Source organism: Ruegeria sp. BHSA163 (genome assembly GCF_059613365.1).
Map to the genome: position 1 here is coordinate 1 of NZ_JBXWSJ010000058.1, position 26,669 is coordinate 26,669.

A 26,669-nucleotide genomic window follows, 5' to 3' on the forward strand; every position below is an offset into this window, starting at 1 on the left:
GAGTTTGATGCCATCATTGGTGTTCCCACAATTGTTCCCACTAGAAAAGTGGGAACTAGTGGGAACTCAAAAAGCCTTAGTGGAATATCAACGTCAACAAATAATTGATTACAAGAAGGAAAAAGGAACACACTGGAACACCTAGGAAAACACTATGGCGCTTCTCAGGTGCGCCATTTCATTGTGACTGACTGTTCGATTTCTCGGAAATGCACGTAAAACATTGGAGCGGGGCCGAATAGCGCAGCCTAAATTTTTTTGCGCGGCGAAAAGTCTTGGGGGTACGTTTCAGAACTGAGATCAGTGAGATGCGCAAGAAAATTGGTGCGAATACGCCCAACTCAATCGCACAGTACTGAGTTTGCTTAAAGTAGCGCGAGTATCAGATCGCTTGCTCAGCCGCGCCAAGTACGAATGTCACCGCAGTCCATATGTACAAAGTTTGATCGATAGTATTGGCCGACGCCGCCTGCACGACAGGACATCGCCGCTTTGGCCATTTGAGAAACCGAACGGGATGACAGCCTTAGATCAGCGGCCTGACCCTTCACATGCAATGAGTTCCGCGCGACGCCGCGCGACCGTGAACGAAGCATTGCGTTCGTTTTAGGAGAACGGTAGCCAGACAACAGCATGTAAGGCTCACTTGCATCCAGCAAGTTATGCGATGCAGCCATGATGTCGATGGTGCGCAGGTCCATATCTTTAACCTGATCATTGCGCCAATCGCGCATGAAGTGGTTAACTTCTTTCACGGCGTCCTTAATGTACTTACCATCGACCCAATAGACCATGTCGATACGTTCGCCCGTGCGGCCGGAATACATCCGAATCCTGCGGATATCGCCACCGCCGCGAAGAAAGCCAGCTGCTTTTGAGTAGGATGGTGCCGCGACAACGGCTGTAGCGGCAAATGCACCCAATAGGGCACGCCGGGTTAGTCCCGATGTACTGCTCTTGCTCATTTCTAGTTTCGTCCCGTACTGTTCCTGCCTGCACACGATGTTACGCGCGCGATCTTAATTTTTTCCCATCCCAGACGCGGATTTTATGACACAGCCAGAATCGTGAGCCAAGCAGTCTTTTGCTTAGTCGAAATCCAAGGGGAATTTTCGGCAAATTTTTGCGCAATTGACACAGGCTTGCCGATATTTCCGGCAGGATCAGTCGACCAGATGCAAACACGCATCAATTTTTCAAAGATGCGGCTCGATGATATATTTGTGAATAGACATCCTCGGAGCAAACAAACAGTATCAGGTTTGGGCGCTTTCTAGAGTGCCTTCAAGTTATTGAAAAACCAAGGCCAATCTATGCAATCGGTTCTACGTTCTACTGCCAAATTTTTACTTGCGGCATGCATTGCGATCTCAGGGTCCGTCGCCACCGGTGACACGGACAACACCGCGTTTCAGATGGCTTTGGCGGAAAACACGGCTTCGGATCCGGCCCTTGCGGCATTTTATCGTCAAAACGGGTATGAGCCCGTTTGGGTTGGAAACCACGTTGAGCACGCGGTTCGTCGCGCCACTCTGGTGCGGGCTTTGTTGAATACAGATCAGCATGGATTACCCGATGGGCGATACGATCCGCAGGGTTTAGTTGCCAAGATGGAAACTGCCAAAACCACCCGCGATCTCGGGGCGGTCGAGGCAGAGTTGAGCCGCATTTTTGTGAAATATGCTAAAGACATGCATTCTGGAACCGTTAATCCCGAACAAATTGATGGCGGTTTGGTGCGAGAGGTGGACCGCCTTTCGTCAAAGGAGCATCTTCAGGCGCTTTTAGACCATGGTGGGGATACATACATCCATCAAGTTGCACCACAGTCGCCTCAATATCGGGCATTGATGAAGCAGAAGATGTTGCTGGAAAACCTTATTGCCCAAGGCGGATGGGGGCAGAAAGTACCAGATACCAAACTGGAACGCGGGGACTCAGGAACTGACGTTGTCAGGTTGCGCAACAGGCTTGTCGCAATGGGTTACCTAAAGCCGACCGCCAGCCCCACGTTTGATGATGCGCTTGTCGCAGCTGTTCATGAATTTCAAACAGCGCATGGGCTGGAAGCCGATGGGGTCGCCGGCCAAGGAACAATCGCAGAGCTAAACAGACCAGTTTCGGACCGCCTTAAGGCCGTTTTGGTCGCGCTTGAGCGCGAGCGTTGGCTGCCGGAAGAGCGTGGTGAGCGGCACATTTTGGTCAATCAAGCAGATTTCTCAGCCAAGATCGTCGACGATGGTCGTGTGACCTTTGAAACCCGAGCTGTTATTGGAAAGAACACACACGATCGCCGCAGCCCCGAGTTTTCAGACCAAATGGAACATATGGTTATCAATCCCAGTTGGTACGTTCCACGCTCAATCATAACTAAGGAGTATCTGCCCAAACTGCGTGCGAACCCAAATGCGGTGGGCCATATTCAGATAACAGATCGCAGCGGGCGCCGGGTTAATCGTGAGGCTGTCGACTTTACTCAGTTCACCGCGCGCAATTTTCCCTTTTCAATGCGCCAACCACCTAGTCAAAGCAACGCTCTGGGTCTTGTAAAGTTCATGTTCCCAAATAAACACAACATCTATCTGCATGATACACCTCAGAAAAGTTTGTTCGCGCGCGAGGTTCGAGCTTTCTCACATGGGTGCATTCGACTGGCCGATCCTTTCGAGTTTGCTTACACTCTGTTGGCCCGTCAGGAAGAGGATCCAAAGGCCTTTTTCCACCGTGTCCTGAATACGGGCAAGGAAACCAAGGTCGAGCTGGAGCAACCAGTTCCGGTGCACTTGATTTACCGCACGGCCTATATCGGACCTAGGGGCGAAGTTCAGTATCGTCGCGACGTTTACAACCGGGATCAGAAAATCTGGGACGCGTTGCAGAAAGCAGGGGTGGTCCTGCCAGACGTTCAGGGTTAATCACAGGGCGAATCCTGAAATAAGGAAGCCCGCCATGCAGTACACCATTCAACAAATCGCTCAGTCGCTTGGCGTCGAAGCCGAGGGTCAGACAGATCTTACAATTCAGCGCGCCGCCGAACCAAAGGATGCAGGGCCGACCGACCTTGCGATGGCAATGGCCCCGAAATATGCCGAGGATTTGAATGCGGGCACCGCGCGTGCGGCAGTGCTGTGGGAAGGAGCGGATTGGCGCGGGTTTGGCTTGGAAGCAGCGCTCTTTGTAAAACGTCCTCGCATGGCAATGGCCGGTATCACAGCTATGCTTGACCGCGGGCAGGGCGTCGCGGAAGGCATTCATCCCTCTGCAGTGATTGATCCAACAGCCGAAATAGAAGACGGTGTTTCAATTGGTCCTTTGTCCGTTATCGGAGCACGGGCAAAAATTGGCATGGGTTCCGTAATTGGACCGCATTGCGTAATCGGTATGGATGCCTCGATCGGTCAGGACGCGTTTCTTCGTGAAATGGTCAGCGTCGGAGCAAGGTCGCAAATCGGGGATAGGTTCATAGCGCAGCCCGGTGCACGCATCGGAGGTGACGGTTTCAGCTTTGTAACACCTGAGGTTTCAGGTGTTGAAATCGCGCGTAAAACACTGGGTGATCAGGGTGACGCCAAGGCCCAGAGCTGGCTGCGAATCCATTCATTAGGCGCAGTTGAAATCGGCGATGATGTCGAAGTTGGTGCAAACTGCACTATTGATAACGGAACGGTCCGTAACACGGTTATTGGCACAGGTTCGAAATTGGATAACCTCGTTCATATCGGCCATAATTCGCAGATCGGAAATGACTGTTTGCTGTGTGGTCAGTCGGGACTTTCTGGCTCGGTCGTAATGGGAAACAATGTGGTTATTGGTGGGCAGAGTGGTATTTCGGACAATGTATTTATTGGCGATGGTGTGATTGCTGGCGGAAGCTCAAAAATATTGTCAAACGTGCCTGCTGGTCGTGTTGTTATGGGTTATCCGGCTGTAAAAATGGAAACTCATACTGAGATCTACAAAGTGCAGCGGCGTTTGCCGCGGTTGGCACGGGACGTTGCGGCTATCAAAAAGGCTGTTTTCAAATAGCCTCCAAGTGATTAAATCATCCCCAACGCGATAATCAGGGGAACGACATGAGCATCAGCGACCGCGTCATAGCAATAATTGCAGAGCAGGCCGTTCTGGAGCCATCCGATGTAACACCCGACAGCACGTTAGAAGATTTAGGTATCGACAGCCTGGGTTTGGTCGAAAGCATTTTTGCAATCGAGGAAGAATTCGATATCACCGTGCCATTCAACGCAAATGAGCCAACTGCCGGCGACTTCGATATCTCGAATGTTTCCGCCATTATCGCGGGAATTGAAAAACTCGTGTCGGAAAAGGTCTGACACTCGCATGAAACGCGTTGTCATCACGGGTGCTGGCACCATCAACTCGCTGGGCCACACGGTTCCCGATACACTCGAAGCAATGCGCGAAGGTCGGTGTGGTATTTCAGAGCTTGAATTTCGCGATGTGGAAAGGCTGGCCATAAAAATCGGTGGCCAAGTTCGCGGTTTCGGGGCCGAAGGTCGGTTCAATCGGCAGCAGATGACGCTGTATGATCGCTTTACGCAGTTTACCTTGACGGCAACCAAAGAGGCTATCGAACAATCCGGGCTCGTTTTCCATGGTGAACTTGCAGCTCGATCCGGAGTCGTTCTGGGAACTGCTGGCGGCGGTGTATCCACTTGGGACGACAACTATCGGTCGGTCTATGAGGACGGAAAAAACAGGGTGCATCCTTTTGTCGTTCCAAAGTTAATGAACAACGCCGCAGCCAGCCATGTCTCAATGGAGTATAACCTAAAAGGGCCAAGTTTCACCGTTTCGACAGCTTGCGCATCTTCGAATCATGCGATGGCGATGGCATTTCAAATGGTTCGCAGTGGTGCCGCACCAACAATGGTCACTGGTGGATCTGAATCGATGCTATGCTTTGGCGGGGTTAAAGCCTGGGAAGGCCTGCGTGTTATGTCCAAGGATGCATGTCGCCCTTTCAGCGCAAACAGGAATGGCATGGTGCAAGGCGAAGGTGCGGGTATTTTCGTGTTTGAAGAATTCGAACATGCCCGTGCTAGAGGTGCTGATATTCTTTGCGAAGTCGTTGGTTTTGCCATGTCCTCGGACGCATCCGACATCGTAATGCCCAGCAAACAAGGCGCCTCGCGCGCTATGGCAGGCGCTTTGTCAGACGCACGTCTGAACGCTAGTGATGTTGGCTACATAAACGCACATGGAACAGGAACCGCTGCGAACGATAAAACCGAGTGTTCGGCAGTTGCCGATGTCTTTGGTCAGCACGCGGATGAACTAATGATCTCTTCGACCAAATCTATGCATGGTCATTTGATCGGTGGAACCGGAGCAGTCGAGCTGTTGGCGTGTATCATGGCTGTGCGTGATGGTGTTATTGCGCCCACTATCGGATATGAGGAACCGGACCCAGAATGCGCTCTGGACGTGGTGCCGAATGAGGCGAGAGAAGCAAGTGTTGACGTGGCGCTTAGCAATGCATTCGCGTTTGGTGGCCTAAACGCGGTTCTTGCGCTTAAACGAGTTTGACAACGAAACACCGCCGAATTCAAAACGGCGGTGTTCGACAATTCGATCGAAGATTAGTTTTGGTTCGGGGTCAAGCCATCGAACCCGGATGTAAATCCTGCCAGCGACATTTCGATTTCCAAAACCTGGTTGGGCGCAAGAACCGACACAATCGACAAAATCGCTTTGTTGCCGCCCTTCATTGCATCCACATCGCCTTCGGTAAATCCGAGTTGAGCGATACATCCAACTGGGTTGCAGTGGTGATAGTTGTAGCGTTTGCCAGGGGCGCCATCGACAGAAACAGCAAGTTGCGACGGGATATGGGTTTCCAGAGGGACGATAACCGTTGCGGCGGCAACCGCTGCGATTCCTTCTGGTAACTTCTCGATAGTAACTTCAGCAATCGGTTGGCCCTGTTGGCCCGTTAGAATTTGGCGCAACGCACAAGGATCATCGCCGCTTTCAGTCTTTATGCAGGATACTTCCCAGTCGCCAGATTGTTTTTCGACGTATTGCTCACCAATACGCGGGCCAGTTTCGCCTAAATCCAGATCGCCTTGGGCTGTTTGCCCACTGTCAGCTTGTGGTGATTCCGTCGGCTGCGCTTCAGTTGTTTCCTGGGCGAACACTGCGCCACAGCAAAGGGTGGCTGCCAACAGGTTTAGTGGAACAAGTTTCCTGATCATGAATGCCTCGTTGTGCTGATCCAGCTTTTTTTTCCATCTAGCATCCCAACCTTACCGTGTCAGGTTTAATCCGACTAGAACATCTGAAATTGATCGTATTTTCGCCTAATTCGTCAATTTTTTGCCGATCCCGCCCAACAAAAAAGGGAGCCGTTTGATCGGCTCCCTTTTTGTTTGGTTTCTCCCCGTCGGACTGGCCGACTTAGTTATGGCGCGACGTTACGAGAGGGGAACCCGGTGGTCAACTGTTAACGTAAAAAAGTGATCTGAATCGGGTGATAAGCAGTCGAAACCTAAAAAAGCCGTGCCCTAAGGCACGGCCAGTCGACAGGGAGGAAGTTTGCTTCCCCGCAGAAAACCCACATGGAAAGCAGATTGACTATCGCACTTAAAGGTTAACTTTATATGCTTTGGAAAGATCGGTGAAAGCAGGGGCGAGTTATCAATGAACGATAAGGTCTTTTTAGGCGGCGCGGGAGCAGATTACAGTCAGCCACAAGGATTGGCTTTGAACTATGCCAATCGACACGGGCTGATTGCCGGGGCGACCGGTACCGGTAAAACAGTGACACTTCAGATTTTGGCCGAAGGCTTCTCGCAGGCCGGAGTTCCTGTTTTTTTGTCCGACGTCAAAGGTGACCTTTCCGGGTTGGCTCTTGCCGGTAGTGACGAGCACAAACTGCATCAGGCTTTTTCTGAACGCGCTGCTCGGATCGGGTTCGACACGTTTAGCTACGCTGCCTGCCCTGTGACTTTCTGGGATTTGTTTGGTGACCAAGGGCACCCAGTCCGCACTACAGTAACCGAGATGGGACCGCTGTTGTTGTCACGCCTGCTGGAGTTGAGCGAGGCACAAGAGGGTATCTTGAATATTGCCTTCCGGGTAGCAGACGAAGAAGGGATGCCGCTCTTGGATCTCAAGGACTTGCAATCTCTGCTGGTTTGGATCGGCCAAAACCGCGAGGAACTATCGCTTCGGTACGGCAATGTTTCAACCGCCTCCATTGGTGCCATTCAGCGGCGCTTGCTAGTTCTGGAAAATCAGGGCGGTAAAAATCTTTTTGGTGAACCCGCACTGGATTTGTCCGACCTGATGCGCAAAGACGAAATCGGTCAGGGCATGGTGAATATCCTTGCTTCGGACAAGCTGATGGGAGCACCCAGGCTCTACGCCACTTTCCTGCTTTGGCTGCTTAGCGAATTGTTTGAGGAATTGCCGGAGGTTGGTGATCCAGACAAGCCCAAACTGGTATTCTTTTTTGACGAAGCTCACTTGCTGTTCGATGATGCGCCCAAGATTCTTGTCGACAAGGTCGAACAGGTTGCGCGCCTTATCCGCTCTAAAGGCGTGGGCGTTTATTTCATCTCACAAAATCCGGCTGATATTCCCGAGGATATCTTGGGACAGCTTGGTAATCGAGTTCAGCACGCTTTGCGTGCCTTTACCGCAAAGGATCGCAAAAATTTGCGGTTGGCCGCCGAAACCTATCGGGAAAACCCGAGTTTTGACACAGAAACGGCCATTCGCGAGGTAGGCGTGGGAGAGGCGGTGACTTCGCTACTCGAAAAAAAAGGGGTGCCAGGTATTGTCGAACGTACCCTTATTCGACCGCCGGGATCGCAATTGGGGCCGATTAGCGCAAGTGAACGCAAGGCTCTGATGGCCGCTTCCGAAATGGCGGGCAAATACAAAATCCCAGTAGATCGAAAATCAGCCTACGAAATTCTTCAAGCCCGCGCGAGTGCCGCTGCAAAAGCCGCTGAACAAGCCGAAGCAGACGAAGTCATTGAAAACCAATCACCAATGGAACGAGAGTTTAGCGCCGCCAGACGTTATTCCGGTAGCCGTGTTGGTCGGTCAACTGCGCGCACGACGCGAAAAAAAGACACGTTTGCGTCTGCGATGAGCGAGGCGGTCATAAAAGAACTAAAAGGAACGACCGGACGGCGCATGGTTCGAGGAATTCTTGGAAGTTTGTTCAAAAACCGCTAAGTCAAGGATTGGTGTCAGCGCCACAGAAATTCAGCGCAAGACAAGAAACTAATTTTTAAGTCTACGCTGGCCTTCTTGCCTGCAATATGCATCCGCCTCGGGCACTGACATCTTTGTCGCAGGAAAATTGATTGCCCGGTCCCACGAGACACGGTCTTGACGATAGAGCTGACAGGTAACTTCGCCTTTGGGGGTCTGAACCGTGACCGGTGTGGTTTCAAGGTCTTCGGGTGTCGGTATGCACCCGGATAAAACGGCAACTAACGGAACTGTCAGGGTAGCGAATTTATATGGGATATTCATTTCAGTCACCAACCTTCAGTAATCGTTGTCACTCGATTTGCTCCAAATCGTCCAATCAATCCATACATGATGATCCGATTTGTTCTCTCGCGTGAGCAGTAGAGAAAGCGTTTATAAAATTTTAACCTTTCGTGCAAGAAACCGCACCGTGTTTACAGCGCGGTGTGCGATTTTAACCTCTTGGTCAGGACTATTTTTCCGGGATCAGGCCTTTTGGATTGAACCTAAGTACAATCAGCAAAATCAAACCCATTGTAAGCATCCGCATGTGCTGAACATTCGCTTGAATGTGGTCGCTCATTAATACAAGACCAGAAGCGATGGATTGCAACAGACCAGACGAGTTCTCGGAAAGGGAAGCTTGCAGTGACGCTGACCCGTTTTGCATCAAAGTTGCGGCATACGCGCCCATCGGCTCGACCTGCACCCAAAGGAACCAGATGACGAAAGCCCCGAGGACAGCACCGAAATTGTTCCCCGATCCGCCAACGATAACCATTACCCAAACCAAAAACGTAAAGCGCAGCGGTTGATAGGCTCCGGGCGTAAGCTGTCCATCTAACGTCGTCATCATTGCACCGGCTATTCCGCAGATTGCTGAACCCAGTACAAAAATCTGCAAGTGGCGGCGGGTTACATCCTTACCCATGGCTTCGGCGGCGACTTCATTGTCGCGGATCGCGCGCATCATCCGGCCCCAAGGACTGCGCAGCGCCATCTGGGCCATCCACAGTAAAATTACCAGAATAACTGCGAAAAGCAGCGAATAACCCAGCTTTACTGACAAGGTCGACGCCGTCACCGGGTCCAGCCCCAACCATTCTGCCCGGGCGATGAAATCCGGATCCTGCTGAAGATCTACTTCGTAACCCACAATGGGTGTCGGGCGTGGTATTCCATAGACATTCTTGACGCCACGCGCCAACCAATCTTCGTTTTTTAGGACCGCGATGATGATTTCGGCAATACCAAGTGTCGCAATAGCCAAGTAGTCCGACCGTAGACCCAACGCCGTTTTTCCAATCAGCCAAGCAGCCCCCGCCGCTAACAAGCCTCCTGCAGGCCAGGCAAAAAGTACGGGTAGGTTCATCCCACCTAAATTACCTTCAACTGCTGGATTAATAGCTTCAACTGCAGCAATGCTGGGATCAAAAATCGCCCGATAAACAAAGAAACCGACGACGAGAACCCCAATAATTGAAAGTGTCTGTGCACGACCCTTTGGAACTTTTTTGGCAATCATGACCGCAGCGACAACAGTTGCGGCGCCGAGCAAAAGAGACAGAACTACGCCATAGCCTCCTGCAGCCCAGGCTCTTGGTGTAGGCGGTGTCGATACAAGGACCACGGCCAAGCCACCTAAAGCGACGAAACCCATGACACCCACGTTGAACAAACCAGCAAATCCCCATTGAAGGTTCACTCCGATTGACATGATGGCCGAGATCAAACCCATGTTTAGAATGAGGATTGCAGCATTCCATCCTTGAAGCACGCCTGTAACAAGAATAAGCGCGCCGACGATCGCGAACAGAAACGCGTTTTTAGTCGTCTCGCTCATACCGCTTTTCCTTTAAACAGGCCTGTAGGCTTGAACAGAAGAACGATCAGCAGGATCACAAAACTAACAGCGAACTTGTAATCGGTAGACAGCAATTGAACCAATCCTGACGGCTCCAAACTCTCTGGTGCCAGATAAGTGAGTACCTTCTTCCACGCGTAGGTGATTGTTACTTCTGAAAATGCAATAATAAAGCCGCCTGCGATTGCGCCTATTGGGTTGCCCAATCCTCCTACTATAGCCGAAGCGAAGATTGGTAGCAGGAGTTGAAAATAGACAAACGGCTTAAAGCTTTTATCAAGCCCATACAGTACTCCAGCAGTCGTTGCCAGCGCTGCGACTATTATCCAAGTTATCATCACGACCCGTTCAGGGTTGATACCGGATAGCAGCGCCAAATCTTCGTTATCTGAATAGGCGCGCATGGATTTTCCAGTGCGCGTTTTGTTCAAAAACCAGAACAACAAAGCAACTGCAACCACAGCCACGATGACAGTAATTCCCTGAGACGTTTTGATTGCAAGGCCTTCGCGTAAGCCAGTTATGGCTTTGAAATCTCTCGCAGAAATCAGAAATCTGGCGCCGTCGGAAAACCTTTGATCATCAGGACCGATGATGAAACGCACGAGCCCATTCATGATGAACATGACGCCCATCGAGACGATCACCAGTATCACGGGCTTAGCCTTTTGTTCGCGGTAGAAGCGATAAACAATTCGGTCTGTGATAAGAACCAAAACGATGCAACCCAAGATGGCAAAAGGCAAAGCCAACAGCGCCGTGGGAAGGGGCCCAAAACCAATTCCGGCTGCTTGGAATCCCCAAGTGACCAAAACTGCGATCATCGCGCCAAAGGCCATCGTGTCACCATGCGCAAAGTTCGAAAACCGCAAAATGCCGTAAATCAGCGTGACTCCGAGTGCACCCAGCGCCAGTTGACTGCCATAGGCAATCGCGGGAACGATGACAAAGTTGGAGAGCGCGACAAGGGCGTTGAGGAAGTCCATCAGATTTGCACCCCCCGTTCAACATAACCTGCCAGTCTTGTCCTTAGGGTGATACATGTGAAGACAATAGAGTTTTCTTCTGCAAGCATTCTTATCCCCCCAAAAAGCTCTTGCGCACTTCCGGATCGGCCAACAATTCCTTGCCTGTACCAGTGTAGGCGTTGCGCCCTTGCACAAGCACATAGCCTTTGTCTGCGATTTCAAGTGCTTGGCGGGCATTTTGTTCGACCATTAGAATCGGCAAACCTGTACGCGAAACTTCGATAATCCGGTCGAACAGCTCGTCCATAACAATAGGGGATACGCCAGCGGTCGGCTCGTCCAACATTAGAACCTTGGGCTGGGTCATCAGTGCACGGCCGACGGCGACTTGTTGGCGCTGGCCCCCCGACAACTCCCCAGCAGTTTGATTACGCTTTTCGCGCAGGATCGGGAACAGCTCAAAAACTTGTTCCATCGTTTCAGAGATGTCGTCCCGGCGAATGAATGCGCCCATTTCCAGATTTTCTTCGACGGTCATCGAGGTAAAAATGTTCTGGGTCTGCGGTACGAAACCCATGCCTTTAATAACGCGGTCTTGCGGGGTGAGCGATGTTATATCCTCACCGTCCAGCCGCACAGATCCGGCGCGAACATCCAGCATTCCGAAAACAGCTTTCATCGCAGTAGATTTGCCTGCTCCGTTCGGGCCGACAATGACCGCAATTTCCCCTTTGTCGACCGCAATCGTGCAGTCGTGAAGTATATCTGGCCCCTTGCCGTAGCCGCCTGTCATAGTATCGCCGATTAAAAAGGGTCCACCGTCGACCTTGGTGACAGGCCCGCTTTTTTTGTACGCGGGCGTCATGGTTCCGATCCCGGCCTTGTTGGTGATCGAGGCGTCCTTGTTGCCCTTATCATCGTGATAAGGGTTGTCACTAGAGCTGCGGCTCATGTATGGGCCTCCAGCTTGTCTTTATTTTTCAGACCTGTACCTAAATAGGCTTCGATCACGTGTTCGTTCGCCTTGATTTCATCTAACGTGCCCTCGGCCAGTACTCTGCCTTCGGCCATGCAGATGACGGGGTCGCAGATTTTTCCGATAAAATCCATGTCATGCTCGATGACCACAAAAGTATAACCGCGTTCCTTGTTAAGACGCAGGATCGTGTCTGCAATTGTCATCAGCAGAGTGCGGTTCACGCCTGCGCCGACCTCATCCAGAAATACGATTTTGGCGTCAACCATCATGGTGCGACCCAGTTCCAGCAACTTCTTTTGCCCGCCAGAAACTTGACCGGCCTTGTGATCGGCCAGATGCTCGATTGTCAGAAATTCCAGCACTTCGTCAGCTTTGGCCTGCAAAGCGCGTTCTTCGTCAGCAATACGTTTGCGTCCGAACCAAGTATTCCAAAGTGACTCACCCGATTGCGCGCCAGGAACCATCATGAGGTTCTCCCGACAAGTCATCGACGAAAATTCATGCGCGATCTGGAACGTGCGCAGCAAGCCCTTGTGAAACAGGTCGTGCGGAGGCAAGCCGGTAATATCTTCGCCATCCATAAACACTTTGCCGCTTGTGGGCGGCAGCACCCCGGCGATGACATTAAACAGCGTTGTTTTGCCGGCTCCGTTCGGCCCGATTAGGCCCGTGATCGAGCCCTTTTCGATCTCCAGTGTCGCCCCGTCCACTGCGTGGAAACCGCCGAAATGCTTATGCACGTCTTCAACGACGATCATCTTATCCCCTAGCCGCCGTTGTCGGCGTTGTTTTTGTTCCATCCCCAAAAAGTGCAGTCTTTTTTCATTGAATCAGCCCGGGAGCAAGGCCCGGGCTGATTGCTTTATACATATTTGAATGGGATCAACGGAAGTTAACGGTCTTGTTTTCACCGTCTGTCACTTCGATCTCACGGTAGGAGCCAGCACTTTCACCGGGGCCGATTAATTCGACTCCAGATGCACCGACATAATCGATGTCTTGTCCGGCAGCCAGTAGTTCTAGACCCTTGGCCAGTTCACCCGGATAAATCTTTTCGCCGGGTTCGTTCGCAACCTCCAGCACTTTGCCGACATAGTCCGCTGGGTTTGTCGAACCCGCCGCTTGCATTGCCAGCATGAAAAGCGCTGCTGCATCATAAGATTCCGGTGAGTACGGCGATGAACCGTCAAATCCCGCGGCTTCGGCCATAGCGAAGTATTTCTCTGCGCCTTCGCCACCCGAACCAGCAATCTGACCGAACGATCCATTGAGGTCGGGGCCGACGTTGGCTGGCAACGAGTCACCGATCATACCGCCGGGCAATCCGAATGTGTCAAAAGCTCCGCTATCCAACGCTGATTGAATGATGCCCAGTCCGCCCTGATCAAGATAACCTGCAACAACAAGAATGTCGCCGCCTGCAGACGCAAGAGCGCCAACTTCTGCTGAATAGTCCGCTTTGCCATCCTCGTGGGCAGCAACAATCGTGACTTCACCACCGACAGCTTCAAAAGACGTTTGAATAGCGTCAGCCAAACCCTTGCCGTAGTCATTGTTTGTATAAGTCAACGCGATCGAATTGATCCCGCGATCCTGCAGGATGTCGGCCATGACCTGACCTTCACGTGCGTCCGACGGTGCCGTGCGGAAAAACAGGCCGTTATCTTCCATGGTCGACAGACCAGGTGATGTGGCTGAGGGTGAAATCATGACCATGCCGTTTGGTATCGCCACGTTCTGAAGTATTGCACCGGTAACACCCGAGCAATCGCCCCCGATGATGCCTGCGACACCTTCCGCGATCATGCGTTCGCCGTTCGCTGTTGCCAATCCGTTGTCAATACAGCCGGTGTCTGCGCGCATGCTTGTGACGGTGGCGCCATCCAAAAGTTTGCCGGACTCCGTTACTTCGGCCATCGCCAGTTCGGCACCAGTTCCCATGGCTGGAGAAAGTGATTCAATCGGGCCGGTAAAACCGAAGAGAACGCCAAGCGTGACATCCTCGGCCATGGCCGAACCGGCCAGCAATGCGGTTGCTGCAGTTGCAGTAAGCAGCTTTTTCATTTGGTTACTCCCTGTTTTGAACTTTTTTGTTCTGAGCAAGACCCTAGGCAAGCTATCGGAAAAAGAAAAGTACTAACGAAACTGTGTTTTCTCTGATTAGGAACCTATCTGTTTTATCGGGATAGCGGTTGTTCCCGCTGTCACGTGTCAAATGATGGAGCGGCATCATGTCCAAATTCCTTGCAACGGTATTTCTTTGCCTTTGGGCTGGATCGCTCAGCGCCGATGTTTTGCAAACTTCAGCCGGCCCCGTACAAGTTTCAAAGGTGGCAGAAGGTCTGGACACACCTTGGGCAGTCGGGATTTTGCCGGATGGATCGTTCCTCGTAACGGAACGGGATGGAGACTTGCTGTACGTCAGCAAAGGCAAGGCACGGCGCGTGAAAGGAGCGCCAAAAGTCGCCGCGAACGGGCAGGGCGGTTTGCTTGATGTTACTGTGGCAAAAAACTTCCAACGAACCCGCGAGATTTTTCTGACTTTTTCCAAACCACAAAAAGGAGGTGCAGGAACGGCTTTGGCTGTTGCTCGTCTGTCAGAATCTGGTGATCGCCTTATAAATTTACGCGTGATTTTTGAAGCTGTTCCCGGCGGTAGCGGCGGGCGCCATTTCGGATCACGGGTCGTTGAAGCTCCAGACGGGAAACTGTTCGTAACGATTGGAGATCGCGGTGACAGACCGCAGGCTCAAAACAGGTCAAATCATATGGGTACAGTTATCCGCATAAATCGCGATGGAACGGTGCCAGCGAATAATCCATTTGTCGGTCAATCAGATATACGACCTGAAATCTGGAGCTATGGTCATCGAAATCCTCAGGGAGCTGGCCTTGACGGGCGGGGAAACCTCTGGCTGTCCGAGCACGGCGCGCGCGGTGGAGACGAGGTGAACCGGATCAAGCCGGGCGCAAATTATGGATGGCCGGTAATTTCCTACGGTGTCCACTATTCCGGCGACAAAATCGGCGAAGGCACATCTAAGCCGGGGATGGAACAACCCGAACACTATTGGGATCCATCAATAGCGCCGTCGGGCTTAATGGTTTACTCGGGCAAATTGTGGCCAGAGTGGCGAGGCAATCTGTTCGTGGGATCGCTCAAATTCGATTATATCGCCCGGCTGTCAGGATCCAATTTGCGAGAGGTCGAGCAGATCAAAGGCCCGGAAACCGAGCGCGTCAGGGATATAGTAGAGGCACCAGACGGTTCAATTTGGTTTATTTCTGTCGGGCAGGGCGCGATATACCGGATGGTGCCAGCGAGTTAGACAGATAACCTTCCGCTTTGCGCTCCACGCTCGCGATATGGCGTAGTGTTGTAGTGTGCACGGTAGCATTTCGAAAAATGCGACGGACTGGCAAAACCGCAGGCCAGTGCCACGTTTATGACGCTCATATCCGTCTGCATAAGTAGATTTCGTGCCTTATGCAGACGCAATTCCATATAATACCTCTTGGGCGAGCGGCTGAGGTAACGACGGAACAACCTTTCAAGCTGTCTGGTCGACATTCCTACATCCTTGGCCAGGATAGAAGGGGAAATCGGCTCTTCGATATTCTTTTCCATCATGAGAATGACTTGGCTGAGCTTGGGGTGGCGAACACCAATTCGAGTTGGCGTGGACAGACGCTGTGTGTCCTGGTCAGTTCGAATAGAGGAATAGATCATCTGATCTGCCACCGCGTTGGCCAAATCCTCGCCGTAATCGTCCGCAATTAGCTTTAGCATCAAGTCAATGGATGAGGTTCCGCCAGCGGTGGTCATTCGATTTCCGTCGATCTGAAACACAGACTTCGTAAGTTCTACAGTGTCAAACTCTTCAGCAAAACTGTCTGAGTTTTCCCAATGTATTGTCGCACGTTTGCCTTCCAGCAGCCCGGCTTTGGCCAAGGTATAAGCTGCTGTGCATAGACCGCCGATCCTAAGACCCTTGCGTGCTTCGCGTCGTATCCAGTTCAGAATACGCTTGGTGGTGGCGGCCTGCACGTCAACGCCACCACAAATCAGAATTACGTCGTCACGCTGTAGTTCGACGAGATCGCAATCGACGGTGAACGTCGTGCCTGCCGAACATTTGACAGTTTCGCCACCTTCGGCGGCCAATTGCCAGGTATAAAGCTCGCGGTTGGCCATTCGGTTTGCAATGCGCAAGCTGTCCAAAGCCGATGCAAAAGACAGAAGCGAAAACTTCTCCAACAAAACAAACACAAAGTTTTTTGGCTTGTCAGTGTTGCTGTCCACAGTGACAACTTGGCGTTGCTCTTGCATGGCGAACTGTCCTTGATTCGGAGCGCGCCGTGAATTTGGCGGCGGCTGGTCTGCCCGCAACCATGCTCAAAGCTTATTTGCGGCGTCAAGAGGCGCAAAAGGGATATGGTCACTCTTCGCAGCTTTTTGTATAGAGACACCCTGAATTACCTCAGCGGAGATCAAAGCTATGACCGAGTGGCAAAAATCGAACTGGCGCAACAAGCCCCGTGTTCAGATGCCCGAGTATACCGATGCGGCCGCGCTGGCCAAAGTCGAGGCTCAGCTTTCGCAGTATCCCCCGCTGGTTTTTGCGGGTGAGGCACGACGCCTCAAGCAGCATTTGGGCGCCGCTGGCCGTGGCGAGGCTTTCTTGTTGCAAGGCGGAGACTGTGCCGAGAGTTTTGACCAATTTAGTGCGGATGCTATCCGCGACACCTTTAAGGTGATGCTGCAAATGGCGATGGTTCTTACCTATGGGGCAAAAGTCCCTGTGGTTAAAGTTGGCCGTATGGCGGGTCAGTTTGCCAAGCCACGCAGTGCGCCAACCGAGGTTGTGGATGGTGTAGAACTACCCAGCTATCGCGGCGACATTATTAATGAGCTGGCTTTTACGCCAGAAGCTCGAGTTCCGAACCCAGCTAAGATGCTGCAAGCGTATACGCAGGCGGCCGCAACGCTGAACTTGTTGCGCGCGTTTTCAACAGGCGGTTTTGCAGACATGAACCGCGTGCATTCTTGGACTCTGGGTTTCACCGACGAACAGGATGTACAAAAATATTCTGAAATAGCAGATCGAATTCAAGACACCATCGATTTCATGGATGCCGCGGGAATCACTGCAGACACCACACATGAATTTTCGACCGTCGAGTTCTACACAAGCCACGAAGGGTTGCTTCTGGAATATGAAGAAGCCCTGACGCGGTTGGATTCGACTTCGGGAAATTGGTTGGCTGGGTCAGGTCATATGATTTGGATCGGTGACCGTACCCGGCAGCCTGATGGCGCTCATGTCGAATTTTGTCGCGGCGTTTTGAACCCAATTGGATTGAAGTGCGGACCTACTACTACCGCCGAGGACCTGAAGATTTTGATGTCCAAGCTGAACCCGGACAATGAAGAGGGTCGTTTGACGCTGATCGCACGTTTTGGTGCAGGAAAAGCTGGCGAGCATCTTCCACGCCTGATCAAGGCAGTTAAAGAAGAAGGCGCGAAGGTAACCTGGGTCTGTGATCCGATGCACGGCAACACCATCAAATCGGCGACGGGTTATAAAACGCGACCGTTTGACTCGGTTCTACGTGAGGTACGTGATTTCTTTGGCGTCCATCAGGCTGAAGGAACAGTGCCGGGTGGTGTACATTTCGAAATGACCGGTTTGGACGTAACAGAATGCACTGGCGGTGTCCGAGCGGTGACCGAAGAAGACCTATCGGATCGGTATCACACGGCATGCGACCCCCGCCTCAATGCGTCGCAGTCGTTGGAGTTGGCGTTCCTCGTGGCCGAAGAACTCACTAACTTGCGCAGCAATGGCTCTAAACGCGCCGCGAGCTAAGTGCAGGTTTTGCTGAACCAAAACGGCGGGCCGGGTGCTCGCCGTTTTTTAATTTTGATCAGTCGTCCCGTGACGAAACGAGCCTCAGGTGAGGTGGAGCCGATTTGAATTCAGCCTGTTCCTCGGCCAGCCCCATGTTTTGCAAGCCGGACCGCACCGGTGGCTTTTGGATATCGTGCACGGTCCTTATCTTGTTTTCCGCTATGGTAAATCGGCGGGGTGTCGATACGATTGGGCCATCACTAACCAGAACACCCAGTGCTCTGCTAATATCGCCAAGATCGCTTTTCAGCGGCAGCAAAAGCATTCTCGCCTGAAGCTTTGCGCGCCCAAGTTTGCCAGATGAAACAAGGCCCAATTCTGCAATTGCGGGTTGGGAGAAAACCCTATCCAAATGCCTCGTTACAGCGCCGCGAGCGCTGGGCTCGAAATAGGCTGTCAGAGGCATTCCTCGAACCTCCATACCCGCGAGTTTCGTCAAATGGCTTCCCGCCAGTCGAAACCTCGCCAAACCAGGTGCGATCCTTTCCAGAACGAAAGTATACTCGAGGATATTCTCAAGCCCGCGCGGATCGATTTGAGACCGCATCGGAACTTCACCGCCAGTTAAGAGAGCGGTCCAGTATGCTTCGGCCTGACGGATAGGGGACAAGCTACGCCCACTGTCAAAGCGGTCCATTGCAATGATCTTTCCAAAGTCGGAGTTGGCGTCCGTTCCAAAAAAAGTTTTCATTTTCATTACCCTTATGCCGATTAGCCAGGATTTTCCTAAAATGCCATCTAAATGGCGGATCGTCGGCCTGATAGTCTCTGTGCTCGTAAGACTGACACGGGTTTAATCAATTTTGGAGGAAATATTTAACTAATGGTTAACTTGTCCGAAGATTTGACGAATAAGCAAGGCCTTGCCCCACAGCAACGGATAGCATTAGGTGCGGCAGGCAACTTTGGAAAGGACAGGCATGATCAAATCCATGACCGGTTTTGCCTCGGGAAAAGGGGAGCACGGCCCTCACAGTTGGGGATGGGAACTGCGCAGCGTCAATGGTAAGGGGCTGGACCTACGCTTGCGAGTACCGGATTGGTTAACCGGTCTTGAAGCGGCACTAAGATCCGACCTGTCAAAAACTTTGGGTAGAGGGAATGTCATACTTTCCTTGCGATTGAGTCGGGAAGAATCTTCGCAGGACATTAAACTGAACGTGCCGGCGATGGAGGCAGCCTTGGATGCTTTGGTTGCAGCAGAAGCGATGGCGTCGAAACGAGGTTTGTCACTTGCGCAATCCAAGGCCAGTGAACTTTTGTCGTTAAAAGGAATGATCGAAGCTGGACCTGATGTTGATGATGCGGGTCCGCTGGTGGAATTTCTCAAGTCCGATTTCAGCGCTTTACTGTCTGATTTTCTGGAAATGCGTCGGACCGAAGGTTTGGCGCTGGAAGCGATAATAAGGGACCAACTGGAAAGCATTGAAAACTTGACTCAGCGCGCCGCGGCATTGGCAGAAAAACGGCGTCAAGAAATGAGGCAGGCGCTACGAGAAAATCTGGCGCGTGTCTTGGATAACTCTCATGGTGCTGACCCCGACCGGGTTGCGCAAGAGCTGGCCTTGATCAGCGTTAAAGCAGACATCACAGAAGAGATCGATCGTCTGGCAGCTCATGTTTCAACCGCGCGCGGTTTGTTGCAGCAGGACGGGCCTGTCGGCCGCAAACTGGATTTTCTGACACAGGAATTCAATCGCGAGGCCAACACCCTTTGTTCGAAATCCCAAAATGCTGACTTGACGTCGGTGGGGCTGGAGTTGAAGGCAGTGATCGATCAAATGCGCGAGCAAGTGCAAAACGTAGAATAGTGACGGGAACTACATCATGGCGGATCGCCGAGGCCTATTAATCATTCTGTCCTCGCCATCAGGCGCAGGAAAGTCCACGCTGGCTCGCCGGTTGATGCAATGGGACTCGAATTTAGAGTTTTCCATCTCGGCCACGACCCGAGCCCCGCGACCGGGTGAGGAACACGGGCGCGAATATTTTTTCCTTTCTGAAGACGCGTTTAAACAACAGGTTACAGACGGTCAGATGCTTGAACATGCTCATGTTTTTGGGAACTTCTATGGTTCTCCCGCTGGTCCGGTGCGTGACTCGATTGATCAGGGCAGGGACGTTTTGTTTGATGTTGATTGGCAAGGGGAAGTCCAGATTCGCAATTCTGATCTGGGTAAGCACGCTTTGTCGATCTTCATTCTTCCGCCTTCGATCCCCGAATTGAGACGACGTTTGGAGGTTCGAGGTCAGGACAGCGACGATGTGATTGCGAAACGGATGCTGAAAAGCTGGGATGAGATCAGCCACTGGGGCTATTACGATTACGTACTGATTAATGACGATCTGGATGCAACCGAGGAAAAGCTAAAGACAATTGTCAGTGCAGAACGAATGCGCCGCATTCAGCAGCCAGGATTGCAGGAACATATTCGAACTTTGCAGGCTGAATTTGAGGATCAATAGATGACGTTTTATGCACTGGGCGACGAGAAGCCGCAGATTCATGAGGACACATGGGTGGCGCCGGACGCCAACCTCATCGGTAAAGTTGTACTCGAACAGGGCGCTTCGGTTTGGTTCGGTACTACTATTCGGGCCGATCATGAAGAAATTCGAGTGGGCGCCGGAAGTAACGTTCAGGAAAACTGCGTCATGCACATCGATCCAGGTTATCCGTTGACCATCGGCCGGAATTGTACGATTGGACACAAGGTGATGTTGCATGGTTGTGTGATCGGTGAAAACAGCTTGATCGGAATGGGTTCGATCATTCTGAATGGAGCTAAAATTGGTAAGAATTGTCTTATCGGCGCCGGTGCTTTGATAACAGAAGGCAAGGAAATTCCAGACAATTCACTAGTCATGGGCGCGCCCGGCAAGGTGGTGCGTCAACTGGACGAAGCCGCGGCAAAAAGCATAACGTTGAGTGCACTGCACTATCAGGACAATATGCGGAAATTCCGGGATCAGATGGCACCCGTTTCGTCCGCTGATCTGAAGTAACAGGCCGGAAAATGTCCAGCGAGTTGATTGATGAGTTCATTGCCGTGGTGCCCATGCCCGCACTAATGGTTGATCAGACAGAACGCATCATTGCAGCAAACACTGAATCCAAAACTTTGCTGGGACCGAATATTCAAGGGCGCCATTTCGCGACTATTCTTCGGCAACCGCAAGTTATAGACACCATCGAAAACAGTCTTCGCAGCAAAGGTCACACTAAAACCCGACATCTATCCAATGACGGAGCACAGGACACCACCTTTGAAGTAGAATGCCGATATATGAACGGAATTGGAGCCGTATCGGGTGGTGCGGTTTTGGTCGTGTTTCAGGATGTTACGCATTTAGAGCAAGCCAGTCAGATGCGTCGGGATTTTGTTGCCAACGTTAGCCACGAGCTTCGCACGCCTCTTACGGCACTGATGGGGTTTATAGAAACACTTCGTGGACCTGCTCGGGACGACGCGGCCGCACGGGAGCGTTTCCTCAAGATTATGACAGACGAAGCTTATCGCATGAATCGTTTGGTCGGCGACTTGTTGTCGTTAAACAGAGTCGAAAGCGAAGAGCGTGTAAGGCCGACTGAGCAAGTTGATATAAACGGGTTGCTTCAGTCGATCCTGAATGCACTGCGACCATTGAGTGACGACGCCTCGGTCGAATTATCACTGACCGCGCCGGAAGGGCCGGTGATGGTGACCGGTGACAGCGATCAATTGCGGCAGGTTTTTACCAATCTGGTGGAAAACGGAATAAAATATGGGGGTAGCGGCGGAAGCGTTGAGATTAAGTTAATCCCATCTGAAAGAAACATCGCTATTCGAGGACCTGCGGTAAGGGTGCAGGTTATTGACAAGGGTCCCGGCATAGACGCCGTCCATCTACCTCGTCTGACCGAAAGGTTCTATCGGGCCGACAATCATCGGTCCCGACAACTGGGGGGAACGGGTTTGGGATTAGCGATCGTAAAACACATTGTGAACCGGCATCGCGGACGGTTGCGTGTAGAAAGCGACCTGGGCAAGGGATCGGTTTTTACCGTCATTTTGCCACGCTGATTTTGTGCAATTTGGACCCCGGTCAAATATTCAAAGTGAATCTCAGCAAAATTCCGCAGTGTCATAATACTGTTACATCAGTGTCACAAAACCCTTACGGACGACTCATAGGGGTTCGCTCGAGATCATCATGGGGGTGATCACCTTCAAACTTTCAGGGAGACTGTAATGTCCTTTGTAAAACTGTCGGCTTCCGCGCTGGCGATTGCTGCTGTTTCGGCCACCACTGCTGCTGCACGTGACAACGTCCAAGTTGCCGGTTCGTCGACTGTTCTGCCTTATGCGTCTATTGTTGCTGAGCTGTTTGGTGAAAACACTGACTTCCCGACACCTGTTGTGGAATCGGGTGGCTCATCAGCAGGCCTTAAGCGTTTTTGCGAGGGCGTAGGCGAAAACACCATCGACGTGGCGAACGCATCGCGCGCAATTCGTGAAAAAGAAATCAAGGCGTGTGCTGACAATGGCGTGACTGATATCATGGAAGTCCGCATCGGCTATGACGGCATTGTTTTCGCAAGCCAGCAGACTGGCCCGGCGTTCACAGCGTTCCAACCTTCAGACATCTACAATGCCATCGGTGCCAAGGTCATGAAAGACGGTGCACTGGTTGACAACAGCTTTAACACTTGGGCTGAATTCAACAGCGATTTGCCGGACGTTGAAATTGCGATGTTCATCCCCGGTACCAAGCACGGTACTCGTGAAGTGTTCGAAGACAAGGTTTTGCTGGCCGGCTGCGAATCGACTGGTGCTATGGAAGCTATGATCGCAGGCGGCATGAGCGAAGACGACGCTGAAGACGCATGCTTGGATGTTCGCGCCGACGGAAAATCGGTCGACATCGACGGTGACTACACCGAAACTTTGGCTCGCATCGACACGAACCCGAACGGTATCGGCGTGTTTGGACTGGCGTTCTATGAGAACAACACCGACAAGCTGAAAGTTGCAACGATGGGTGGCATCGCTCCTTCAACTGAAACCATCGCTTCGGGCGAGTACCCTGTTTCGCGTCCGCTATTCTTTTACGTTAAGAAGGCGCATATTGGCGTAATCCCTGGCTTGAAGGAATACGCCCAGTTTTTTACGGCTGATGAAATCGCAGGCGGTTCTGGCCCTCTGGCCAATTATGGCTTGGTAGCGGATCCTGAGCTTGCAAAAACTCAGGATGCAATCGCCAACGAAATTACCATGGGCTCGGGCAGCTAAGCCTGACATTGGTTAAAAATGCAGGGGCGGCACGCGTGCCGTCCCAAACTTCTTGAATAATTCCCAAATAGACCTGTGGGGGTGCCATGCCGATACTTTGGCTTATTCTGATCGTTTTCGCGATCGCGGCAGTCGGTTTTTTTCTTGGGCGGTCCCGCGCTTTGCACAGTTCCGGAGGCGACAGCCGGGGCTTGCACTCGCTTCCCTTTTATTACGGCGCAAATGTAGCCTTAAAAACCGCGGTTCCCGCATTTGGTCTTATGATCATCTGGCTGTTGGTTCAGCCGTTATATGTCAATTCTCAAGTGTCGGAGATGATCCCCGACTCTGCTGTCAAAGAGGGCTCGTCCCGCAGTTTAGTAATGGCCGAAGTGCGCCGAACTGCATCGGGCTTGAACAATGCGATTGCGCAAGGTCACCTGACCGAGGACATGGTAAATAACGCGCGTGCAGATATTACCGACATGACCCAACGCCTGAAGGACGCCGGGCAAGTCGTGACCGCTGAAATCACCCAGCCCGTTTTGCGAGCGGCTCAAAGCTATCGAACTCTGACCTCGACTGGCTATTCGATCATGACTGTCGGTGTAATATTGGTCGCATTGTTGGGTGCAGGTGCCGGTTGGTTGCAAACCAGTTCTGAATACCGGGCCAGAAACGTTGTGGAACAAGGGGTCAGCGTGCTTCTTTTCGGGGCCGCCTCAATCGCCATCCTCACAACGATTGGTATCGTGCTTTCACTTGTGTTTAACACTTGGGAATTCTTCAAACTGTACCCCGCGACCGAGTTCTTTTTTGGTACGACTTGGGCGCCAAGTTTTTCAGGTCGAGGTGGATCGTCATCACTTGGTATCATTCCTTTGCTTTGGGGCACCTTCTATATCTCGCTTGTTGCGTTATTGGTGGCGGTGCCGATCGGCCTGTTTGCCGCGATCTACTTAAGTGAATATGCGTCTCCGCGTGTTCGTTCTTTTGCTAAACCGATGCTTGAAGTTTTGGCAGGCATCCCAACCATTGTTTACGGCTTGTTTGCGTTGCTGACTGTCGGACCGTTGCTGCTTGGCGTTTTTGGTGATGAGGGCTTGGGTTGGATGAAGGCCGGAACTGCGGTCATGACAGCTGGCCTTGTCATGGGCATCATGCTCATCCCTTTTGTTTCTTCCCTGTCCGACGACATCATCAACGCCGTTCCCCAAGCTATGAGGGACGGGTCTTATGGCCTTGGCGCCACGCAATCTGAAACAATTCGGCAGGTTGTTCTGCCAGCGGCGTTGCCGGGTATTGTAGGCGCGATTCTTCTGGCTGCCTCGCGTGCAATCGGTGAGACGATGATCGTTGTTCTTGGTGCAGGTGCTGCTGCAAGGCTCAGCCTCAATCCGTTTGAAGCAATGACAACCGTTACCGCCAAAATTGTAAGCCAGTTGACTGGTGATGCCGACTTTGCCTCGCCCGAGGCGCTGGTTGCTTTTGCGTTGGGTATGACACTTTTCATCCTAACGCTGGGCTTGAATATCTTCGCCCTTTACATCGTGCGTAAGTACCGGGAGCAGTACGAATGACTGATGCAAGCATGCAGAACCCTAAAACGGGTGGACATGGTGTTTCTCTGACCGCTGCCGATGCCCGCACTCGTAAACGAGCCAATGCGGAAAAAAGGTTTCGCGCTTACGGAATTGCGGCCATCGCCACCGGTTTGTTCTTTCTCATTGTGCTCTTTGCTTCGATCCTTTCACAGGGGATACCTGCGTTCACAAGGACTGTGATTAGTGTTGAATTCACTTTGTCTCCTGCGGAACGCGACGAAGCAGAAAGTACTTTGTTCAAGACCAAAGCATATTCAGATCTTTTTATCAGATCACTGAACAACGAATTGGCGGAAAACGGAATAAAGGTTGATTTTGACGAAGCGGCAATTGAGCGTCTTCTTGGCAAAGTCGGTGGTACGATCCGGACTTTCTACAGCGAAAATCCGGACAAATTGGGTGAACCAATAGAATTCGATCTGGCTGCTTCAAGCCGTGTGGACGGATACTTCAAAGGCAGGGTGTCCAGAGATACTATTCAAGACAGTCGGTTTCTTCAAAAAAGCGATCTGGACCTTGTAGACGTGTTGGAAGAAGCCGGCATAATCAAACAGGTTTTCAACTGGCCGTTTATTACCGGTGCTGACTCGGGCGTGGATAACCCCGGTGGTGCAGGAATTGGCGCATCGGTTGTCGGCTCGTTCTTCATGATGCTGGTCGTGCTTGGCCTATCGCTGCCAATCGGAGTGGCCGCATCGATTTATCTGGAGGAGTTTGCGCCGCAGAACCGCTTCACTGACTTGATTGAGGTGAACATTTCGAACCTTGCGGCCGTGCCATCCATCGTATTCGGCATTCTGGGTCTCGCGGTCTTTATTCAGTTCATGCACCTGCCGCAATCAGCGCCTTTGGTTGGTGGACTGGTGCTTACGCTGATGACTTTACCGACAATCATCATCTCTACCCGCGCGTCACTTAAGGCGGTGCCACCGTCGATCCGAGACGCGGCGTTGGGGGTAGGGGCATCAAAAATGCAGGCAGTCTTTCATCACGTGCTGCCGCTTGCAGCACCAGGTATCTTGACTGGGACTATCATCGGACTTGCTCAAGCCTTGGGTGAAACCGCCCCGCTTCTATTGATTGGAATGGTTGGTTTCGTTGCTCGCGGTTACCCAGATGGTTTCCTTGCTGGTTTCACCGAGCCAAACTCGGCCATGCCAGCACAGATTTATACCTGGGCAGCCCGCGCAGATGTCGGTTTTTACGAGAAAGCCTGGGGCGGGATAATCATTCTTTTGATTTTTCTGCTGAGCATGAACATCATCGCAATTATCCTACGCCGCCGTTTTGAACGCCGCTGGTAAAAAGGGCCATCCCAATGAACGACATGTCGCGAGTGGAGAGACAAGTGGACACCAAAGAAATTAAGTTGGAGTGCCGAGACTGCCAAGTTTACTACGGTGACAACCACGCCATAAAAGATGTTAATGTCGATATCGAAGACAAAACGGTCACCGCATTCATCGGCCCTTCTGGTTGCGGTAAATCGACTTTCTTGCGCTGCTTGAACCGGATGAACGACACAATTGATATTGCCCGTGTTGAAGGTTCGTTCAAACTGGATGGCGAAGACATTTACGACAAGCGGGTCGACCCGGTGCAGTTGCGCGCCAAAGTCGGCATGGTCTTCCAAAAACCAAACCCGTTCCCCAAATCGATATACGATAACGTCGCATATGGCCCACGAATTCATGGCCTTGCCAAGAACAAAGCGGAACTTGATGAAATCGTAGAGAAATCTTTGCGGCGCGGTGCAATTTGGGAAGAGGTTAAGGATCGGTTGCATGCTCCTGGCACCGGTCTGTCAGGCGGTCAGCAACAACGTCTATGCATCGCCCGGGCTGTAGCAACCGAACCCGAA

General features: G+C 51.9%; 25 protein-coding genes. 15 read left to right on the top strand and 10 right to left on the bottom strand.

The genetic code is table 11. From position 1 onward, the window contains the following. Positions 1-395: 395 nt before the first annotated feature. Positions 396-965 (bottom strand): peptidoglycan L,D-endopeptidase MepK, encoded by a 570-nt coding sequence (mepK, locus tag AC2FNV_RS19765; protein ID WP_170480622.1) that lies wholly within the window; start codon positions 963-965, stop codon positions 396-398. Between the two features lie 348 nt (positions 966-1,313). On the opposite strand from mepK, the gene AC2FNV_RS19770 reads away from it, so the two are divergent. The 4 genes from AC2FNV_RS19770 to AC2FNV_RS19785 are packed head-to-tail and all read left to right on the top strand — an operon-like array spanning position 1,314 to position 5,547. Further along, positions 1,314-2,915, top strand: coding sequence for a L,D-transpeptidase family protein (locus AC2FNV_RS19770; protein ID WP_170606987.1), 1,602 nt, complete (start codon positions 1,314-1,316; stop codon positions 2,913-2,915). A gap of 34 nt (positions 2,916-2,949) precedes the next feature. Beyond that, on the top strand, positions 2,950-4,026 hold the full coding sequence (lpxD, locus tag AC2FNV_RS19775) for a UDP-3-O-(3-hydroxymyristoyl)glucosamine N-acyltransferase (protein WP_170606985.1): 1,077 nt from the start codon (positions 2,950-2,952) through the stop codon (positions 4,024-4,026). 47 nt (positions 4,027-4,073) lie between these two features. Beyond that, positions 4,074-4,331 carry an acyl carrier protein gene (locus AC2FNV_RS19780; protein ID WP_170480615.1) on the top strand — a complete coding sequence of 86 codons (258 nt, stop codon included), beginning with the start codon at positions 4,074-4,076 and terminating at the stop codon, positions 4,329-4,331. Between the two features lie 7 nt (positions 4,332-4,338). Then, on the top strand, positions 4,339-5,547 hold the full coding sequence (locus AC2FNV_RS19785; RefSeq protein ID WP_170480613.1) for a beta-ketoacyl-[acyl-carrier-protein] synthase family protein: 1,209 nt from the start codon (positions 4,339-4,341) through the stop codon (positions 5,545-5,547). A 53-nt stretch (positions 5,548-5,600) separates the two neighbouring features. On the opposite strand, the gene AC2FNV_RS19790 is transcribed toward AC2FNV_RS19785, so the two are convergent. Beyond that, entirely contained in the window at positions 5,601-6,215 is a 615-nt protein-coding gene (locus AC2FNV_RS19790) for an invasion associated locus B family protein (protein ID WP_170480611.1), read from the bottom strand. 445 nt (positions 6,216-6,660) lie between these two features. Here AC2FNV_RS19790 and AC2FNV_RS19795 point away from each other — a divergent pair, with 445 nt between their 5' ends. Beyond that, entirely contained in the window at positions 6,661-8,208 is a 1,548-nt protein-coding gene (locus AC2FNV_RS19795) for a helicase HerA-like domain-containing protein (protein WP_170606983.1), read from the top strand. Positions 8,209-8,256: 48 nt separating this feature from the next. On the opposite strand, the gene AC2FNV_RS19800 is transcribed toward AC2FNV_RS19795, so the two are convergent. The 6 genes from AC2FNV_RS19800 to AC2FNV_RS19825 form a co-directional block, all read right to left on the bottom strand. Then, complete coding sequence (locus AC2FNV_RS19800) at positions 8,257-8,511, bottom strand: hypothetical protein (RefSeq protein ID WP_170480607.1); 255 nt, start codon at positions 8,509-8,511, stop codon at positions 8,257-8,259. 190 nt (positions 8,512-8,701) lie between these two features. Continuing rightward, complete coding sequence (locus tag AC2FNV_RS19805) at positions 8,702-10,072, bottom strand: branched-chain amino acid ABC transporter permease (protein WP_170606981.1); 1,371 nt, start codon at positions 10,070-10,072, stop codon at positions 8,702-8,704. Continuing rightward, positions 10,069-11,079 (bottom strand): branched-chain amino acid ABC transporter permease, encoded by a 1,011-nt coding sequence (locus AC2FNV_RS19810; RefSeq protein ID WP_170480603.1) that lies wholly within the window; start codon positions 11,077-11,079, stop codon positions 10,069-10,071. Before AC2FNV_RS19810 ends, AC2FNV_RS19805 begins: the two co-directional genes overlap by 4 nt. Positions 11,080-11,170: 91 nt before the next feature. Continuing rightward, positions 11,171-12,013 carry an ABC transporter ATP-binding protein gene (locus AC2FNV_RS19815; protein ID WP_170606979.1) on the bottom strand — a complete coding sequence of 281 codons (843 nt, stop codon included), beginning with the start codon at positions 12,011-12,013 and terminating at the stop codon, positions 11,171-11,173. Continuing rightward, positions 12,010-12,798 carry an ABC transporter ATP-binding protein gene (locus tag AC2FNV_RS19820; protein ID WP_170606977.1) on the bottom strand — a complete coding sequence of 263 codons (789 nt, stop codon included), beginning with the start codon at positions 12,796-12,798 and terminating at the stop codon, positions 12,010-12,012. Before AC2FNV_RS19820 ends, AC2FNV_RS19815 begins: the two co-directional genes overlap by 4 nt. Positions 12,799-12,922: 124 nt before the next feature. Beyond that, the gene (locus AC2FNV_RS19825) at positions 12,923-14,104 is read right to left on the bottom strand and encodes an ABC transporter substrate-binding protein (protein WP_170606975.1); all 1,182 of its coding nucleotides are present in this window, start codon (positions 14,102-14,104) and stop codon (positions 12,923-12,925) included. A gap of 167 nt (positions 14,105-14,271) precedes the next feature. On the opposite strand from AC2FNV_RS19825, the gene AC2FNV_RS19830 reads away from it, so the two are divergent. Then, positions 14,272-15,369: a PQQ-dependent sugar dehydrogenase gene (locus tag AC2FNV_RS19830; RefSeq protein WP_496774204.1), complete on the top strand. Its 1,098-nt coding sequence runs from the start codon at positions 14,272-14,274 to the stop codon at positions 15,367-15,369. Here AC2FNV_RS19830 and AC2FNV_RS19835 read toward each other — a convergent pair. Next, positions 15,366-16,370, bottom strand: coding sequence for a GlxA family transcriptional regulator (locus AC2FNV_RS19835; protein WP_170480592.1), 1,005 nt, complete (start codon positions 16,368-16,370; stop codon positions 15,366-15,368). The genes AC2FNV_RS19830 and AC2FNV_RS19835 overlap by 4 nt on opposite strands. 169 nt (positions 16,371-16,539) lie before the next feature. Here AC2FNV_RS19835 and AC2FNV_RS19840 point away from each other — a divergent pair, with 169 nt between their 5' ends. Continuing rightward, positions 16,540-17,910: a class II 3-deoxy-7-phosphoheptulonate synthase gene (locus tag AC2FNV_RS19840; RefSeq protein WP_170480590.1), complete on the top strand. Its 1,371-nt coding sequence runs from the start codon at positions 16,540-16,542 to the stop codon at positions 17,908-17,910. A gap of 58 nt (positions 17,911-17,968) precedes the next feature. Here the strand turns inward: AC2FNV_RS19840 and AC2FNV_RS19845 are convergent, their stop codons facing one another. Continuing rightward, complete coding sequence (locus tag AC2FNV_RS19845) at positions 17,969-18,643, bottom strand: PAS domain-containing protein (protein ID WP_170607017.1); 675 nt, start codon at positions 18,641-18,643, stop codon at positions 17,969-17,971. 229 nt (positions 18,644-18,872) lie between these two features. On the opposite strand from AC2FNV_RS19845, the gene AC2FNV_RS19850 reads away from it, so the two are divergent. The 8 genes from AC2FNV_RS19850 to AC2FNV_RS19885 all read left to right on the top strand — a co-directional run. Then, complete coding sequence (locus AC2FNV_RS19850; protein WP_170606971.1) at positions 18,873-19,763, top strand: YicC/YloC family endoribonuclease; 891 nt, start codon at positions 18,873-18,875, stop codon at positions 19,761-19,763. Between the two features lie 16 nt (positions 19,764-19,779). Continuing rightward, complete coding sequence (gmk, locus tag AC2FNV_RS19855) at positions 19,780-20,418, top strand: guanylate kinase (RefSeq protein ID WP_170606969.1); 639 nt, start codon at positions 19,780-19,782, stop codon at positions 20,416-20,418. Continuing rightward, positions 20,419-20,958 carry a gamma carbonic anhydrase family protein gene (locus AC2FNV_RS19860; protein ID WP_170606967.1) on the top strand — a complete coding sequence of 180 codons (540 nt, stop codon included), beginning with the start codon at positions 20,419-20,421 and terminating at the stop codon, positions 20,956-20,958. It abuts the gene before it with no gap. An 11-nt stretch (positions 20,959-20,969) separates the two neighbouring features. Next, on the top strand, positions 20,970-22,016 hold the full coding sequence (locus tag AC2FNV_RS19865) for an ATP-binding protein (RefSeq protein WP_496774209.1): 1,047 nt from the start codon (positions 20,970-20,972) through the stop codon (positions 22,014-22,016). Between the two features lie 168 nt (positions 22,017-22,184). Then, a complete protein-coding gene (locus tag AC2FNV_RS19870) occupies positions 22,185-23,225 on the top strand; it encodes a substrate-binding domain-containing protein (RefSeq protein WP_170606963.1) in 1,041 nt (346 codons plus the stop codon). A gap of 86 nt (positions 23,226-23,311) precedes the next feature. Further along, complete coding sequence (gene pstC / locus AC2FNV_RS19875) at positions 23,312-24,784, top strand: phosphate ABC transporter permease subunit PstC (RefSeq protein ID WP_170606961.1); 1,473 nt, start codon at positions 23,312-23,314, stop codon at positions 24,782-24,784. Next, the gene (gene pstA, locus AC2FNV_RS19880) at positions 24,781-26,112 is read left to right on the top strand and encodes a phosphate ABC transporter permease PstA (protein ID WP_170480574.1); all 1,332 of its coding nucleotides are present in this window, start codon (positions 24,781-24,783) and stop codon (positions 26,110-26,112) included. Before pstC ends, pstA begins: the two co-directional genes overlap by 4 nt. Before the next feature lie 14 nt (positions 26,113-26,126). Then, positions 26,127-26,669: phosphate ABC transporter ATP-binding protein (locus AC2FNV_RS19885; protein WP_496774212.1), on the top strand; the 543-nt coding region annotated here is incomplete at its 3' end.

What these genes read in the sequence shown, in the direction of transcription:
- mepK (WP_170480622.1), bottom strand. Translation starts at nt 965, where the DNA reads ATGAGCAAGAGCAGTACATCGGGACTAACCCGGCGTGCCCTATTGGGT.
- AC2FNV_RS19770 (WP_170606987.1), top strand. Translation starts at nt 1,314, where the DNA reads ATGCAATCGGTTCTACGTTCTACTGCCAAATTTTTACTTGCGGCATGC.
- lpxD (WP_170606985.1), top strand. Translation starts at nt 2,950, where the DNA reads ATGCAGTACACCATTCAACAAATCGCTCAGTCGCTTGGCGTCGAAGCC.
- AC2FNV_RS19780 (WP_170480615.1), top strand. Translation starts at nt 4,074, where the DNA reads ATGAGCATCAGCGACCGCGTCATAGCAATAATTGCAGAGCAGGCCGTT.
- AC2FNV_RS19785 (WP_170480613.1), top strand. Translation starts at nt 4,339, where the DNA reads ATGAAACGCGTTGTCATCACGGGTGCTGGCACCATCAACTCGCTGGGC.
- AC2FNV_RS19790 (WP_170480611.1), bottom strand. Translation starts at nt 6,215, where the DNA reads ATGATCAGGAAACTTGTTCCACTAAACCTGTTGGCAGCCACCCTTTGC.
- AC2FNV_RS19795 (WP_170606983.1), top strand. Translation starts at nt 6,661, where the DNA reads ATGAACGATAAGGTCTTTTTAGGCGGCGCGGGAGCAGATTACAGTCAG.
- AC2FNV_RS19800 (WP_170480607.1), bottom strand. Translation starts at nt 8,511, where the DNA reads ATGAATATCCCATATAAATTCGCTACCCTGACAGTTCCGTTAGTTGCC.
- AC2FNV_RS19805 (WP_170606981.1), bottom strand. Translation starts at nt 10,072, where the DNA reads ATGAGCGAGACGACTAAAAACGCGTTTCTGTTCGCGATCGTCGGCGCG.
- AC2FNV_RS19810 (WP_170480603.1), bottom strand. Translation starts at nt 11,079, where the DNA reads ATGGACTTCCTCAACGCCCTTGTCGCGCTCTCCAACTTTGTCATCGTT.
- AC2FNV_RS19815 (WP_170606979.1), bottom strand. Translation starts at nt 12,013, where the DNA reads ATGAGCCGCAGCTCTAGTGACAACCCTTATCACGATGATAAGGGCAAC.
- AC2FNV_RS19820 (WP_170606977.1), bottom strand. Translation starts at nt 12,798, where the DNA reads ATGATCGTCGTTGAAGACGTGCATAAGCATTTCGGCGGTTTCCACGCA.
- AC2FNV_RS19825 (WP_170606975.1), bottom strand. Translation starts at nt 14,104, where the DNA reads ATGAAAAAGCTGCTTACTGCAACTGCAGCAACCGCATTGCTGGCCGGT.
- AC2FNV_RS19830 (WP_496774204.1), top strand. Translation starts at nt 14,272, where the DNA reads ATGTCCAAATTCCTTGCAACGGTATTTCTTTGCCTTTGGGCTGGATCG.
- AC2FNV_RS19835 (WP_170480592.1), bottom strand. Translation starts at nt 16,370, where the DNA reads ATGCAAGAGCAACGCCAAGTTGTCACTGTGGACAGCAACACTGACAAG.
- AC2FNV_RS19840 (WP_170480590.1), top strand. Translation starts at nt 16,540, where the DNA reads ATGACCGAGTGGCAAAAATCGAACTGGCGCAACAAGCCCCGTGTTCAG.
- AC2FNV_RS19845 (WP_170607017.1), bottom strand. Translation starts at nt 18,643, where the DNA reads ATGAAAACTTTTTTTGGAACGGACGCCAACTCCGACTTTGGAAAGATC.
- AC2FNV_RS19850 (WP_170606971.1), top strand. Translation starts at nt 18,873, where the DNA reads ATGATCAAATCCATGACCGGTTTTGCCTCGGGAAAAGGGGAGCACGGC.
- gmk (WP_170606969.1), top strand. Translation starts at nt 19,780, where the DNA reads ATGGCGGATCGCCGAGGCCTATTAATCATTCTGTCCTCGCCATCAGGC.
- AC2FNV_RS19860 (WP_170606967.1), top strand. Translation starts at nt 20,419, where the DNA reads ATGACGTTTTATGCACTGGGCGACGAGAAGCCGCAGATTCATGAGGAC.
- AC2FNV_RS19865 (WP_496774209.1), top strand. Translation starts at nt 20,970, where the DNA reads ATGTCCAGCGAGTTGATTGATGAGTTCATTGCCGTGGTGCCCATGCCC.
- AC2FNV_RS19870 (WP_170606963.1), top strand. Translation starts at nt 22,185, where the DNA reads ATGTCCTTTGTAAAACTGTCGGCTTCCGCGCTGGCGATTGCTGCTGTT.
- pstC (WP_170606961.1), top strand. Translation starts at nt 23,312, where the DNA reads ATGCCGATACTTTGGCTTATTCTGATCGTTTTCGCGATCGCGGCAGTC.
- pstA (WP_170480574.1), top strand. Translation starts at nt 24,781, where the DNA reads ATGACTGATGCAAGCATGCAGAACCCTAAAACGGGTGGACATGGTGTT.